Raw genomic sequence first — 14,396 nt, 5'->3', positions numbered from 1 at the left:
TTTCTTTCACTAATTACAGCTTCTATTATGACATATAAAAATATGCATGAGTACATCCCTTTTTAACGCATAATAGAAACATGTCTATTACAAATACTTTTTCTTCCCACCGAGTAATAATCTATCTTTTGTTTCTTAACATCTTCATCAGTATAACAATTTCTCCCATCAAATAAAATAGGCTCCCTCATAAGTTGTACGTACTTTTCTAACGGATAAGTTTGAATATCTTCCCATTCTGTTACGATAAAAACCGCACTCGCATCTCTAATCGATTCATCTATACATCTACTATATTGTATAGCATCTCCAAATATATTTTTTACATATTGAATTGCTTTTGGGTCGTAAAGAACAATTTCTGCACCTATATTAAGTAATGCTTCTATTATAATAAGAGATGATGCCTCTCTAATATCATCCGTATTCGGTTTAAAGGATGCGCCAAGAACTGCAATCCGCTTTTTACTCATGTTCATAACTTTTTTCGCTTTTTCAATCAATAGCAGCTGTTGCTTATTATTTACTTCAATAACCGCTTTTAACAAACGAAAATCATGAGCAACATTTCCCGCAATTTGCACCAGCGCTTTCGTATCTTTCGGAAAACACGACCCTCCGTAGCCAATGCCCGCATTTAAAAAAGATGCACCAATTCTCTTATCCATTCCCATCCCTTTGGCAACATCCAATACATTCGCGCCTACCTTCTCACATATATTTGAAATTTCATTAATGAAACTAATCTTTGTAGCTAAAAAGGCATTCGACGCGTATTTAATCATCTCTGCACTTTTAATATCTGTAACATACGTTTCTAAATATAATTCACTATACAAACTCTCTACTCTTCTTGCTACTTCCTCGCTATCCGCTCCAATTACAATACGATCTCCATGAAAGAAATCATAAATACCTGAACCTTCACGCAAAAACTCTGGATTCGATACGATATGTACTGTATGCCTCCCTTTTAACTTCTCCTCAATCCATCCCTTCATTACATCATTTGTACCTACTGGAACTGTACTTTTCGTAACAACAATAATATCGTTCGTCGCGTATAATCCAATATCGTTACAAGCACTCTGAATATACGTTAAATCTGCCGTCCCATCTAATAAAGGTGGTGTTCCAACTGCAATAAATATAAACTCTACATCATCAAATGCCTCTTCTTTATTTAATGTAAAAATTAAAGCATTATTCTCATATGCATAATTTATTAATTCATGTAATCTAACCTCATAAATAGGTAAATCCCCTTGTTTTATCCGTTCAATTTTTTCATCATCTATATCAAAACATGTAACTGAATGCCCTAATTTTGCCAATCCTACTCCTGTAATCAATCCAACATATCCAGTACCTACTATCGTAATTTTCATTTCTTTTTCGCACAGGAATTTACAATAGAAAAGATATGAAATATAGAACTCTCCCTGCGCTTCCCCCTCTCATATTAAAAATGAGAAAACCCTTTTCCTTTTTCATTATATGAATTACTTCTCTTATTTTTTTTAAAGTTTTTGTAAAATTAAATGCACTATAAAGTAAAACTTAATCAGTAAGAATGAGGCTGCCAGTTTACGCGTAATAAATTCCCACATTTTAACACGAGACTTACTCATTTCTACGTGCAACACTTATAATACTGAAATAAAAGTATTCACTATCGAAGAAAAAGAGAAAATGTCACATTCCGAAGTCCAGTACGATTAACCTTCTTATATGATTCAACATTCTATATACAATTGTCATATATTTTATTCGCTTCCATTAACCGTAAAAAGAAAAAAAGATTGAATTCTAATCTTTTTGTGATACCATATGTTATGAGCCTGTAAACAAACATCATAATTTTCAGATAAATATATTTTCAAAAAAAAAAATTACGTTAGACTATAAAGGGTGGGGTATTAATGGACTCACAAGTGATTTATGCCATTTTGGCATCTTTCATCACTGTACTTGTCGTTACTCCTTTAGTTATTAAATTAGCTTTTAAAATAGGAGCGACAGATAAGCCAAACGCACGTAAAGTGCACCAAAAGATTATGCCACGTCTTGGCGGGTTAGCAATATTTATTGGTGTAGCTGTAGGATTTGTTGTCGGTGGCTTATATGAGCAAAGAATGTTATCGATAACGCTAGGTGCAATTATCATTGTAATCATCGGAATTTTAGATGATATGTACGAGTTATCTGCGAGAGTAAAATTCGGTGGACAACTGTTAGTTGCCATTATGATTGTAAAAAGTGGATTATTAGTGCAAGTATTATATATCCCATTCATTGGGGATACTGAACTTGGATGGCTTGCTTATCCAATTACAGTATTTTGGCTTGTAGGTATTACGAATGCAATCAACTTAATTGACGGCTTAGATGGATTATCTGCTGGGATTTCATCTATCGTACTTGCAACGCTAGCATATATGGCCTTCACTAGCCCATGGGGTACTGGAACAGCTATTATCTTGCCACTTGCATTAATTATATTAGCAAGTACAATTGGATTTTTATTCTACAACTTCCATCCAGCAAAAATTTTCATGGGAGATACAGGAGCACTATTTTTAGGATACTGTATTTCTGTTATATCGTTACTTGGATTATACAAAAGTGTAACGTTATTCAGTTTTATCGTTCCAATTATCATTTTAGGTGTACCTATATTTGATACGATATTTGCAATCATCCGTCGTATCGTAAATAAAAAACCTATTTCAGCACCAGATAAATCGCATTTACATCACCGCTTACTTGCAATGGGATTCTCTCATCGCAAAACGGTACTAATTATATACGCATTCGGTATTTTCTTTAGTGTAAATGCCATTATTTTTACTACTGCAACGTTATGGTTATCCATTATTCTTCTTTTCGCTTTGATTTTCTTCACAGAAATCATCGCTGAAATAATCGGGCTTGTACATGAACGCTACAAACCAATCATTTCCTTTTATAAAAAAGTGAAAAAACGCGAAGACTAATTGTAGTATAGCCTTTTCAATTATGAAATATTCAAATAGCATCCTCTTTCTTATAAGAGGATGCTATTTTTTATTCTCATTTTATATTTCCAAAATATAGATTGTTTGAGAGTTCCTCTATTGGAGAAAGATATACATAATAAGAAAAGTATCAAGTTTTCTTTTTTACATCTTGATTGTGAAACTGAGGGTGAATGTTATGATCAAGCGAGTATTTCAATGTATTATTTTATTTTTAACGATTACTATGTACGTATCATCTAATACTGAAGCAACAACTGTTATTCCTGCTGAATATCATCCAAATACTGAAACAACTTCTCCTACACAAAAAATTGCGTACTTAACATTTGATGACGGACCAAACAAATATACTACACAAATTTTAAACATCTTAAAAGAAAAGAACGGAAAAGCAACTTTCTTTGTTATTGGTGGAAAAGTACCACATTATAAAAAGACAATGCAACGATTAATTAAAGACGGACATTATATCGGACTTCACAGTATGTCACATGATGTAAAACGCCTTTACACTGGTGACCCTTCCACTTTAATTGCAGAAATGGAGCAAACACAAAGCATTGTCCAGCAAGTTACGAAATTAAATACACATCTCGTTCGCGTTCCATATGGTAGTATGCCTTATTTAAAGAAGAATTACCGTGACGCACTTGTATCGGCCCAGTATAAAATGTGGGATTGGACGATCGATACATACGACTGGAAAAGCTATGACAATCCTTCTGCCATACTCGAAAGAGTACGTAATCAAAGTGATGAACAAGTCGAAGTCATTTTAATGCATGATTCGAGTGTAACCGTACAAATACTGCCAAAAGTAATTGATTACTTACAGTCACAAGGATACAAACTTCTTCCCTATAATCCTTCTTCTCATCTCAAGGTAAATTTTTGGAAAGACACAAGATTGTAACAGCTTTAGTGCCTATGTGCTAAAGCTGTTTTATTTTTCTCTTCCCACCCTTCCCATTTTTGTGTAAAATTTTAAATAGTGATGAAGTTTCGAGGTGAATAGAAATGAAACGAATAGATCTCATTTTCAACGCAATACAAAAAGGCAATTATACAGAAGGTGTAACCGCATCAGAACTCGCTACATTTCTGCAACTAGATCGCGCCAATGTAAGTAGCGATTTAAACAAACTTGTAAAAGATAAACGTTTATTAAAAACAAATACGCGACCTGTTCGTTTTTACATAGAAACGAACACTTCGTTGGAAACGCATTCAAAAGGCATAACTTCATTAGATACATTTGCAATTGAAAATACGAGCCTTAAAATTGCAATTGAAAAAGCGAAAGCTTCTATTCTCTATCCTCCAAACGGTATGCATACTTTACTACTGGGAGAAACAGGGGTCGGAAAGTCTATGTTTGCTTCTTTAATGCACGAATATGCAATTGAAGTTGAACAGCTTCCCAAAGATGCACCATTTATCGTCTTTAACTGTGCTGATTATGCAAATAATCCCCAGTTACTACTCGGGCAATTATTTGGGATTAAAAAAGGAGCTTATACAGGAGCAAGTGATCAAAAAGGGTTAATTGAAAAAGCACATGAAGGAATTCTTTTCTTAGATGAAGTACATCGCCTGCCTCCAGAGGGACAAGAAATGCTTTTCACCTTTATTGACCGCGGAGTATACCGCCGCCTTGGAGAAACAGAGAACGAACGTAAAGCACAAGTATTAATCATTACTGCAACAACAGAAGAACCAAATTCATTTTTATTAAAAACATTTACAAGACGTATACCGATGACTGTTACGCTGCCACCACTTCGTGAGCGTACACATAAAGAGCGCTTTGCTTTACTACAGCTATTTTTCACAAATGAAGCAATTCGTCTGCGAAAAGACATTCACGTTAGCCCAAATGCAATGCGTGCTTTCGTCTTTTACAATTGTCCCAATAACATCGGTCAATTAAAAACAGATGTTCAAATTGCATGTGCGAAAGCCTATTCTGATTTGGTCACAAAGAAACGTGATTCTGTCTATGTTTCAAGTACAGATTTACCTTGGTATATGAAAGAAGGGTTGTTCATTGAAAGAAAGAGCCGTCACTTATACCAAATACCAAATGAAACATTTGTATTTACAGGTGAGGAAGGTTGGAGTAATCATAAAACAGAAGATGAAAAACGCTCTTCTATTTACGATTATATTGATTATAAATACGAAGAACTTCAAGCACGTGGTATTGAAGAGGAAGAATTAGAATTACTAATAGAAAATGATGTTCAAAGCTTTTTCGTACAATATTTTAACCAAATATCCAAAAAAACAAGCCATGAAAATGTTTTTAAAATTGTGGATCGTAATATCGTTTCCGTATGTGAAAAAATAGCGGAACTTGCTGAAAAGCATTTATCTAAGACGTTTGATGAAAAAGTATTTCTTGCTTTAAGTTTACATGTACAGACAACTCTACAACGTTTACAAAGCGGAAAACAAATACATCACCCACAATTAAATCAAATTCGTACGAAATATAAAGAAGCTTTTTCCGTAGCTATGCAATGCATTCAACTATTGGAGGAAGAATTACAAATAACAATGCCTATTGATGAAGCTGGCTTTTTAACAATGTTCTTCGTTGTTGATCCAATTCCTGCCTCACAAACAGAAGTAAAAGTATTAATATTAGCACACGGTAATGGCATCGCAACTGAAATGGCAAACGTTGCAAACGAACTTCTCGGTATTGAGGAAGTAACCGGTATTGATATGCCGTTACACGAATCACCGAAAGATTTCTTGGAACGTGTGAAAGTGTATATGAAAACACTACAAAATGTAAATGGGCTTCTCTTACTTGTCGATATGGGGTCACTTGCTTATATCGGTGACATATTAGAAACTGAGTTCAAAATCCCTGTACGTGTTCTCTCGATGACGAGCACACCACATGCACTAGAAGCAGCTCGAAAAGCTCAGCTCGGTTATTCATTAGATGCGCTGTATGAAACAGTAAAAAATTTAACACCGTTTTACTTAAACGTACAAGAAGAAAAGAAAAAACCTCTCTCTCCAATGAAATCTGTTATTTTAACAGCTTGTTTAACTGGTGAAGGAAGTGCTTTAGCTATTCAAAAAATGTTAGAGAACTATTTACGATTTGATAAAGACTTAATTGAAATTATTCCGATTAGTATCGTCCATGAAAAAGATTTAACGAAAATGATCGAGAACATAAAAAAAGAGCGTAATATCATTTGTATCGTCACGAATTTCGATGTGCAAGTGCCGTGCTTAACATATCATTTCCAAGACATCGTAAACTACACAGCAATTCAGCCCATTCAAGAATTAATTACGTATGAAGAAACATATGCAAAAATGGCGGATATTCTTGAACAACAAATGCAGCGTAACGATGGGGCATTACTTATTAAAACAATTCGTTACGCATTAAATACAATTCAAGAATTAATTTCCTTACAGCTAACTCCTGATAGCTTAATGGGGGTTATTCTGCATATGAGCTGTATGGTTGACCGTCTTCAAAAAGGAGAAAGCCTTCTTCCTCACCCTGATAAAGAGAAAAGAAGACAAGATGAATACTGGATGTATATGAAAGTAAAAAAAGCATTGCAACCGATTGAAAATACATTTGAAATACAAATACCTGATGACGAAGTATTTTACGTTATGGACTTCTTTATTAAAAATCAGCCTGTTAAAAATTAATTGAGGCCGTTTTTAAAAATATCGACCGTAACGTGAGTTATATCGGCGATTTTCAAAACATATCGATTTACCGACAATAATCGCTAAAACTAGCACCTTATATAATGAGAAAAGGCTGTTCCAACATATGGACAGCCTTTTCATCTACTTCTTTACTTTTCTAACTCGCCCTCTTATTTCTCCTCTTTTTTGTGATTTCGTATGGACATTAACATATACATTTGCTTGAATAATTTCTTGAAGTAAATGTACAAATGATTTCCCTTGTAAAGGTCCCTCAAAATCCTCTACATTCACTACACCAGTAATACTTCCCTCGTTCAAACTAATCCCTTGCTCCAGTGGACCATACAAATATAAAACAACAGGACCAATTTGAGTAGACTTCCCTAAATGAATTTGACACGATGTAACCTTTTCTATATTTTTTAGTATTACTCTGTAATGCAATTTCGTTAAATCATCACTAAAAATAAACTCTGCTACCCCAAAAGCTTCTGTATTTACAGGAGGCACTTCCCTCTTACCTGTTAACCTGGCAAAGAAATGTGTTGTCATAAGGCATTCTCCTTATATAAATTTCCCAGCACTACTTCTACTACTTTATGGTTTAGACATAATCATTTATGACTTTTTCAATTTTTAATTACAAAGAAAAGATTCACAAAATCTTTACATTAAAATCGTTCCTGTAGATTGAAAGTCTCTTGTATAATGCACATAGAAAAACATTATAGGAGGTTATTTTGAAAAAAAACAAACACATCTTTCACACATTATTAGAGATTTTTCTCGTCTCATTTAAATTAGGACTTACTTCATTCGGCGGTCCTGTCGCTCATCTCGGCTATTTTCACCACGAATACGTGCAAAAAAGAAAATGGATGGATGAACGAAGCTATGGAGATTTAGTAGCGCTATGTCAATTCCTTCCTGGTCCTGCCAGCAGTCAAGTCGGTATGGGGGTTGGATTATTAAGAGGCGGACTATTAGGAGCTATTATTTCATGGATTGGATTCACTTTACCGTCTGTACTTGTTTTGGTTTTCTTCGCCTCATTCCTTAATCAGTTCGATCTTGGAAGTGCTGGCTGGATTCATGGACTAAAACTTGTAGCAGTAGCTATTGTCGCTCATGCCATATGGGGAATGGCGCGAAAGTTAACTCCAGATCGCAACCGTGCGACGATTGCGATTGTAACTGCCGCAATTGCCTTATTATGGCCAAGTAGTTGGACACAAGTCATCCTTATTATAATATGTGGCTTTATCGGCTGGTTTTTATATCGCAACCAACCAATTAGCCAATCACAAAATATAAAAGTACCTATTTCAAAAAAGATAGCAGTTTCTTGTCTCGTCTTATTCTTTGGACTATTACTGCTGCTACCGATATTAAGACCGTTTTCTTATTACATCGCTTTATTTGATAGTTTCTATCGTTCTGGCGCACTTGTATTTGGAGGAGGACACGTCGTGCTGCCCCTTCTTGAAGGTGAGTTCGTACAAAACGGAATGATGACGAAAGAACAGTTCCTAGCTGGATACGGATTAACACAAGCAGTACCAGGACCACTATTTACATTCGCCTCTTATATAGGAGCAGTATTAAACGGGACGCTTGGGGCAACACTCGCAACAATTGCGATTTTCCTCCCTGCTTTCTTACTCATTATTGGTGTTTTACCATTTTGGAACAGTGTGAGAAAAATATCATTCATACAAGGCGCACTACTTGGTGTTAACGCCGCAGTTGTTGGTATTTTAATTGCCGCTTTTTACGATCCTATTTGGACAAGTACAGTTATAAATGCTTCAGATTTCGTTTTCGCTTCGCTTCTTTTTTGCTTACTAGCTTTTTGGAAAACACCACCTTGGGTTATCGTTATACTGGGAGCCTTTGGCGGATATATTCTGTCCATTTTATAAATAAAAAACGACGGCATGATGTAGCCGTCGTTTTTTCTATTAAAACTTCACAAGCTCTATGCCTTCTGGCAACTCACTCTCTGTTAAAATACGCAATTCCTTCACACGATCCATTACGTAAGAAGAACGCTTCACAAGCTCTGGATCAATATATGCTGGATGAACCATAATTTCTACCGTTTGTTCACCTTGTACTCTTTCTTTTAACTTCACAAAGTAATCTTCCGTCACACCATCCGCATAAAAATCACTGTAAAACACATCAGAAAATGGATGCACCGCTCTATCTTCCTCACAACGACGAATCGGAACATTATATTTAGCCGCTAATCTCTCAAGAACATCATGTAAGATCGGTAAACCATGCACATGATGATGACTATCTAAATGAGTTGGTGTTAATCCGTAAGATAAAAACTTCTCAATTTGAGCAGTCCATTCTCTCTCAACTTCTTCTGGATTTATATTCCCTTCCCTTACAACACTTTGTTTATGAAACGATCCGTTTTCCCCTACGAGTGACGGTACATCCTTTAACAGTGGTTCTCCTGCCGTTAATACGAGATGTACGCCTACTCCGAGTAGGTTGTACTCTTTCGCTAAGCGTACCGCATGCTCTGTTCCTGGCATATTCATCATCATCGTCGTTGAATTTACAAGTCCATTTATATGCCCATCAATAATGCCGTAATTTGTACCTTCTGTAAGACCGAAATCATCTGCATTTACAATTAACTTAATCATCATAATACCTCCTAATAGAATAAAAAAAGCGGGCTAAATAGCGCCGCTTTTACTTCTCTACCTTTTTGAAGAACTGCGGAAGATACTCTTTATGTGCTTCCAACATTTCATCTAAAATTTGTTTTGCAACTTTATCTGATGGTACAAGTGGATTGATTGTCATAGCAAGCAGCGCCTTATGATAATCCCCTGTAACAGCAGCTTCAATTGTTGTGCGCTCAAATGATTTAATTTGTTGTACTAAACCGCGAACTGGTACTGGAAGATCTCCCACTGCAATTGGTTTTGGGCCTTCTTTCGTAATAATACAGTTCACTTCAACAGCTGAATCATGTGGTAAGCTTGCAATTGTTCCGTTGTTTCGTGTATTAACAGGCTGGATATCACCTTTATTATTGTAAATAGACGTAATTAAGCTACATGCTGCATCACTATAATAAGCTCCGCCACGTTTTTCTAATTGTGGTGGTTTAATATCTAAGTTCGGGTCTTTATATAACTCAAATAAATCATTTTCTAATTGTTTTACTACTTCTGCACGTGTACCTTTTTCAACAGAAGCTTCTTTCTCTTCTTCTAACATTTCACGTGTTTTGTAGTAGTAACGGTGGTATGGACATGGAATTGCACGAAGTCCTCGAATAAAGTCTGGTTCCCAGTTAAGCGCTGCGATATTTTCCATCGTAATTTGCTTTTCTGGATCTGTCACAAGCTCTAACACACGGTCCATTACACTCACGCCATCTAAATATACGTCTAATCCATATACCATATGATTTAAACCTGCGAAATCAACGTGAACACGACTCGCATCTACTTCAAGTAATTTTGCAAGACCCATACGAATTCCGATTGGAACGTTACATAGACCAACTACTCTTTGAATATTTGTATAACGAAGAACAGCTTCTGTTACCATACCAGCTGGATTTGCAAAGTTAATTAACCATGCATTCGGACAGAGCTCCTCCATATCTTTACAAATATCTAAAATAACAGGAATCGTTCTCAACGCTTTGAATAAACCACCAGGACCATTCGTTTCCTGACCGATTACATCATATTTTAATGGGATTGCTTCATCTTTTGCACGTGCTTCTAATAAACCAACGCGAAGTTGTGTTGTTACGAAGTCAGCATCTTTTAATGCCTCGCGACGATCAAGTGTTAAATGTACCTCGATTGGTAAACCTGATTTTTTCACCATACGTTTCGCTAAGTTACCAACGATTTCTAACTTTTCTTTTCCTGCCTCAATATCTACTAACCAAATTTCACGAACAGGCAGTTCATCATAACGCTTAATAAATCCTTCAATTAACTCTGGTGTATAACTAGATCCACCGCCGATTGTAGCAATTTTAATTCCAGTCATGCTTTATTCCCCTTTCGCTTCAAGCTTTTTATAAAGATCGATAAACTCTGCTGCTAATTCTTTCACTGTAATCGCATTCATTAAATGATCTTGTGCGTGAATTAAAAGAACACTAACCTCTGTTTTTTCTCCTCTTGCTTCTGATTGTATGAGCTCTGTTTGGAAATGATGCGCTTCATTAATCGCTTCTTTTGCCTTTACCATCGCTTCATCTGCTTCTACCATTTTCCCCTGTTTGGCAAATTGAAGTGCCTCCATCGCAAAGCTTCGTGCGTTACCACTATTTAAAATCAATTGGAATGGAATTTGTTCTGCTGTAGTCATCATAATTACCGCCCTCTCTATAAGGTTCAACCGATTTAAATACCCCTTCAGTTTGAACATTTCTATTACATTATTATTTTATGAATGATAGTTTGGTGTTCTTGTAGATGAGTTTCATCTTTTTGAACATGATATAAAGGTGATTGTCCTCACAGATAGTGTTATCTGTGAGAACAATTACTGTGTTACATAGGTACAGAGTTGTTATTTCCTTGTGCTGCTGCTTTTTCAGTACGAACAACAGAACGATCGCACAATACAACGAATGGATAGTAGATTACCATCGCAATTACAAAGTTGAATAACTGTAGAATTGCACCTGAAAGATGCCCACCTGTTACAAGATAACCACTAATAATTGGTGGTGTTGCCCATGGAATCATTGCAACTGTTTTTGGTACCCAACCAATAGATATAGCTGTATAAGAAGTAATTACCAATACAATTGGTGTTATGATAAACGGCAAGAATAAAACTGGATTTAAAATAATTGGTGTACCAAAGATTACTGGTTCGTTAATGTTGAATGCACCTGGACCAATTGATAAGCGGGATACACCGCGTAATTGTGCACTTTTTGCTACAAGTAATACAACTACTAAGAACGCTAATGTTGCACCAGAACCACCAAGATATACGAAAGTATCAAAGAATGGTTTTGTAACAATGTTTGGAACATCAAATGCAGATGTGCCACCTTGGAATAACTTCATATTTTTCTCTAATGCTGGTAAGTATAACGGCTCAATAATACCACCAACGATATTTGGACCATGTAAACCGAAGAACCAAAGAAGATGAACAAGGAGTACAATGACAATTGCACTTGGTAATGTCCCTGCTAAACTTTGCAGTGGTGATTGAATCGTATTAAAGATAAATTCATGAACACTTGTACCAGCTAATTTCACTGCTAATTGAATACCTGCAACTACTGTTAAGATAACAAATGCTGGAACTATAGCTGCGAAAGATCTTAAAACTGCTGGTGGTACTCCATCAGGCATTTTAAAAGTAATGTTTCTTTGTACGAAGAAACGGAATACTTCAGTAACAAGGAGTGCCACAATAATTGCTACGAATAACCCTTGTGCACCTGTCCAAGCTAAGTTCAATCCGCCTTCTTTCGGTGTTGTTGGCGTAAGAATAATTAACGCACCAAATGAAATAATACCTGCTGACAAACCATCAACGCCGTAAGATTTTGCTAAGTTATAACTTGTTGTAAATGCTATGATTAGTGCTAGAATCGCGAAAGAACCAGTCCACATTCCACCGCCAACTTGTTTCCACGTTTCACCAAACAAACCTTTCATGAAATCTTGGAAAGCCTCAGATGGAAAACCATTAATTAGTGATGCCAGTGCACCAACTAAAATAAGTGGCATAACTGCGATAAATCCGTCACGGATCGCAGCTAAATGACGTTGCGACCCGATTTTACCAGCGACAGGAACAATATATTTCTCCATGAATGCAATAAACTTTTGCATTTCGCTTCCCCCCTAATTATTTTTTAAGTGTTAATGCGTGATCTAAAACTGCTTCTCCATTCATCATGCCGTAGTGCATTGGATTGATAACGTCGATTCCAACGTTTTTCTCATCAGCAAGCGTTTTCATTGAAGAAAGCATGTAACGAACTTGTGGTCCTAATAATAATACATCTGCTTGATCGATATTTGTTTTTACTGCATCCCCAGATACAGCCCAAATCTTTCCTTCTAGACCGCGAGCTTTTGCAGCCGCTTCCATTTTTGTAACTAGTAAACTTGTAGACATCCCTGCTGAGCAACATAATAAAATATTCATTTGAAAATCCCCCTTGTGTAGTATAAAAAATTTATGTTTTATTTATTTTTCTTTACGCTATTTATTAATGCAATTAGCGTGCCAACTTTTTAAAACCACTAAAATCAGTGCTTTTTCGACTGTTTTCTTTGTGTGTTAACGCTTTCAATTAGTGTGTCGTTCAAAAAACACACAGTGTGTTATAAAACAACACGCTTTTAACACATAACTGTATGAAAATAGATTAGTGTTTAGTTGTCTAGTTGTGTTTAATATGAAAAAACACTAAAAAAACTTTTTTATCGTAGGAATCTAGTAAAAAACAACATTTTCTTGGGCTCAGTCTTCCATCTATTCTATTGTCCAAGCAAACTCTACTAGATTACATAAAATAAAATAGAATAAAATAACACAATTCGAAAGGGGATTCCTATGCCAAAACATAGAAAACAAAGCAAAATAAAGATTTATAGAATAACAAGCTATAAAAAGGACAAGCGTTCTGAATTAGACTCTGACAAATTTAAACTAGAACAGCAGGAAACAGAAAATAAGCAAGACAAACATGGTAAACAGGAAAAACAAAATAAACAAGAACAGTTGGAACCCATAATAGAAACAAGTTCACACAACTTAGATGTATGGGATGAAATTTCTTTAAAAGAAATACAAGCTGGTGAACATACAAATTTATTTAAAGAAAAGAGTAATTACCAAAATATTAATTTAGTCCAAGTAAACGATGTTCGCTTATACTTGGACAAGCAACTACAATTCAGCTCCGTCGATGAGCAAATTTATCATGAAGCACTTGTACATCCAATTATGTCAAAAGTAATTGATCCAAAACGTGTTCTCATATTAGGCGGTGGCGATGGTCTTGCCCTGCGAGAAGTTTTAAAATATGAAACTGTACTACATGTAGACCTTGTTGACTTAGATGGATTGATGATTGATATGGCTCGTAATGTTCCAGAATTAGTTTCTTTAAACAAAAGTGCATTTTTTGATAATCGTGTAAATACACACGTATGCGATGCAAAAGAATTTCTAAATTCACCTTCATCTTTATACGATGTAATCATTATTGATTTTCCAGATCCAGCGACAGAGTTGTTAAGTACTTTATATACAAGCGAACTATTTGCTCGTATAGCTACATTCTTAACAAAAGATGGTGCTTTTGTCTGTCAATCTAATTCACCTGCTGATGCACCTCTAGTATATTGGAGTATCGGTAATACAATTGAACACGCTGGATTAACTGTAAAAAGCTATCATACAATAGTCCCTTCTTTCGGAACTGATTGGGGATTTCATATCGCTGCTAATTCTGCACATGTACTCGATCAAATTGAACAATTATATGTAGTAACAACTCCTCGAACATTGCCTGCTATTCTTTTTCCTTTATTTCAATTTAAAGAAGAACATCTAGAACAACGTAACCTCGCTCTTTTAAATTCAGAATCAAATCTTATCTTACATCAATGCTACAAACAGGAAATGAAGTTTTGACGA

Annotated in this window: 12 protein-coding genes; 5 read left to right on the top strand and 7 right to left on the bottom strand. The window is 35.6% G+C overall.

Going from position 1 to position 14,396, the window contains the following annotated elements:
* Window positions 1-62 precede the first annotated feature (62 nt).
* Window positions 63-1,388 carry a UDP-glucose dehydrogenase family protein gene (locus ACTFRM_RS22880; protein WP_440043607.1) on the bottom strand — a complete coding sequence of 442 codons (1,326 nt, stop codon included), beginning with the start codon at window positions 1,386-1,388 and terminating at the stop codon, window positions 63-65.
* 534 nt (window positions 1,389-1,922) lie between these two features.
* Here ACTFRM_RS22880 and ACTFRM_RS22875 point away from each other — a divergent pair.
* The 3 genes from ACTFRM_RS22875 to ACTFRM_RS22865 all read left to right on the top strand — a co-directional run bounded on the left by ACTFRM_RS22875 (window position 1,923) and on the right by ACTFRM_RS22865 (window position 6,713).
* The gene (locus tag ACTFRM_RS22875) at window positions 1,923-2,996 is read left to right on the top strand and encodes a glycosyltransferase family 4 protein (protein ID WP_000378318.1); all 1,074 of its coding nucleotides are present in this window, start codon (window positions 1,923-1,925) and stop codon (window positions 2,994-2,996) included.
* Between the two features lie 199 nt (window positions 2,997-3,195).
* Window positions 3,196-3,933 (top strand): polysaccharide deacetylase family protein, encoded by a 738-nt coding sequence (locus ACTFRM_RS22870; protein ID WP_000597149.1) that lies wholly within the window; start codon window positions 3,196-3,198, stop codon window positions 3,931-3,933.
* A gap of 104 nt (window positions 3,934-4,037) precedes the next feature.
* Window positions 4,038-6,713 (top strand): PRD domain-containing protein, encoded by a 2,676-nt coding sequence (locus ACTFRM_RS22865; protein WP_000820971.1) that lies wholly within the window; start codon window positions 4,038-4,040, stop codon window positions 6,711-6,713.
* Window positions 6,714-6,857: 144 nt separating this feature from the next.
* Here ACTFRM_RS22865 and exsM read toward each other — a convergent pair whose 3' ends face one another.
* Window positions 6,858-7,271: an exosporium regulatory protein ExsM gene (gene exsM / locus ACTFRM_RS22860; protein ID WP_000207046.1), complete on the bottom strand. Its 414-nt coding sequence runs from the start codon at window positions 7,269-7,271 to the stop codon at window positions 6,858-6,860.
* Window positions 7,272-7,459: 188 nt separating this feature from the next.
* Here exsM and ACTFRM_RS22855 point away from each other — a divergent pair, with 188 nt between their 5' ends.
* Window positions 7,460-8,641 (top strand): chromate transporter, encoded by a 1,182-nt coding sequence (locus ACTFRM_RS22855; protein ID WP_440043606.1) that lies wholly within the window; start codon window positions 7,460-7,462, stop codon window positions 8,639-8,641.
* A gap of 39 nt (window positions 8,642-8,680) precedes the next feature.
* Here the strand turns inward: ACTFRM_RS22855 and chbG are convergent, their stop codons facing one another.
* The 5 genes from chbG to ACTFRM_RS22830 all read right to left on the bottom strand — a co-directional run bounded on the left by chbG (window position 8,681) and on the right by ACTFRM_RS22830 (window position 12,896).
* On the bottom strand, window positions 8,681-9,385 hold the full coding sequence (chbG, locus tag ACTFRM_RS22850) for a chitin disaccharide deacetylase (RefSeq protein WP_000593496.1): 705 nt from the start codon (window positions 9,383-9,385) through the stop codon (window positions 8,681-8,683).
* Window positions 9,386-9,434: 49 nt separating this feature from the next.
* A complete protein-coding gene (celF, locus tag ACTFRM_RS22845) occupies window positions 9,435-10,760 on the bottom strand; it encodes a 6-phospho-beta-glucosidase (RefSeq protein ID WP_000145750.1) in 1,326 nt (441 codons plus the stop codon).
* 3 nt (window positions 10,761-10,763) lie between these two features.
* Window positions 10,764-11,087: a PTS lactose/cellobiose transporter subunit IIA gene (locus ACTFRM_RS22840; RefSeq protein WP_000989059.1), complete on the bottom strand. Its 324-nt coding sequence runs from the start codon at window positions 11,085-11,087 to the stop codon at window positions 10,764-10,766.
* 182 nt (window positions 11,088-11,269) lie between these two features.
* On the bottom strand, window positions 11,270-12,577 hold the full coding sequence (celB, locus tag ACTFRM_RS22835) for a PTS cellobiose transporter subunit IIC (protein WP_001168822.1): 1,308 nt from the start codon (window positions 12,575-12,577) through the stop codon (window positions 11,270-11,272).
* Window positions 12,578-12,593: 16 nt separating this feature from the next.
* Window positions 12,594-12,896 (bottom strand): PTS sugar transporter subunit IIB, encoded by a 303-nt coding sequence (locus ACTFRM_RS22830; protein ID WP_001023567.1) that lies wholly within the window; start codon window positions 12,894-12,896, stop codon window positions 12,594-12,596.
* Between the two features lie 411 nt (window positions 12,897-13,307).
* Here ACTFRM_RS22830 and ACTFRM_RS22825 point away from each other — a divergent pair, with 411 nt between their 5' ends.
* Window positions 13,308-14,393, top strand: coding sequence for a polyamine aminopropyltransferase (locus tag ACTFRM_RS22825; protein ID WP_173600705.1), 1,086 nt, complete (start codon window positions 13,308-13,310; stop codon window positions 14,391-14,393).
* The last annotated feature ends 3 nt before the right edge of the window (window positions 14,394-14,396 follow it).

Source organism: Bacillus cereus group sp. MYBK227-1, from assembly GCF_051916325.1.
Taxonomy (GTDB): Bacteria; Bacillota; Bacilli; order Bacillales; family Bacillaceae_G; genus Bacillus_A; species Bacillus_A cereus.
This window is presented reverse-complemented; position numbering and strand designations above follow the sequence as displayed.

What these genes read in the sequence shown, in the direction of transcription:
- ACTFRM_RS22870 (WP_000597149.1), top strand. Translation starts at nt 3,196, where the DNA reads ATGATCAAGCGAGTATTTCAATGTATTATTTTATTTTTAACGATTACT.
- ACTFRM_RS22875 (WP_000378318.1), top strand. Translation starts at nt 1,923, where the DNA reads ATGGACTCACAAGTGATTTATGCCATTTTGGCATCTTTCATCACTGTA.
- ACTFRM_RS22880 (WP_440043607.1), bottom strand. Translation starts at nt 1,388, where the DNA reads ATGAAAATTACGATAGTAGGTACTGGATATGTTGGATTGATTACAGGA.
- ACTFRM_RS22830 (WP_001023567.1), bottom strand. Translation starts at nt 12,896, where the DNA reads ATGAATATTTTATTATGTTGCTCAGCAGGGATGTCTACAAGTTTACTA.
- chbG (WP_000593496.1), bottom strand. Translation starts at nt 9,385, where the DNA reads ATGATTAAGTTAATTGTAAATGCAGATGATTTCGGTCTTACAGAAGGT.
- ACTFRM_RS22825 (WP_173600705.1), top strand. Translation starts at nt 13,308, where the DNA reads ATGCCAAAACATAGAAAACAAAGCAAAATAAAGATTTATAGAATAACA.
- celF (WP_000145750.1), bottom strand. Translation starts at nt 10,760, where the DNA reads ATGACTGGAATTAAAATTGCTACAATCGGCGGTGGATCTAGTTATACA.
- ACTFRM_RS22840 (WP_000989059.1), bottom strand. Translation starts at nt 11,087, where the DNA reads ATGATGACTACAGCAGAACAAATTCCATTCCAATTGATTTTAAATAGT.
- celB (WP_001168822.1), bottom strand. Translation starts at nt 12,577, where the DNA reads ATGCAAAAGTTTATTGCATTCATGGAGAAATATATTGTTCCTGTCGCT.
- ACTFRM_RS22865 (WP_000820971.1), top strand. Translation starts at nt 4,038, where the DNA reads ATGAAACGAATAGATCTCATTTTCAACGCAATACAAAAAGGCAATTAT.
- exsM (WP_000207046.1), bottom strand. Translation starts at nt 7,271, where the DNA reads ATGACAACACATTTCTTTGCCAGGTTAACAGGTAAGAGGGAAGTGCCT.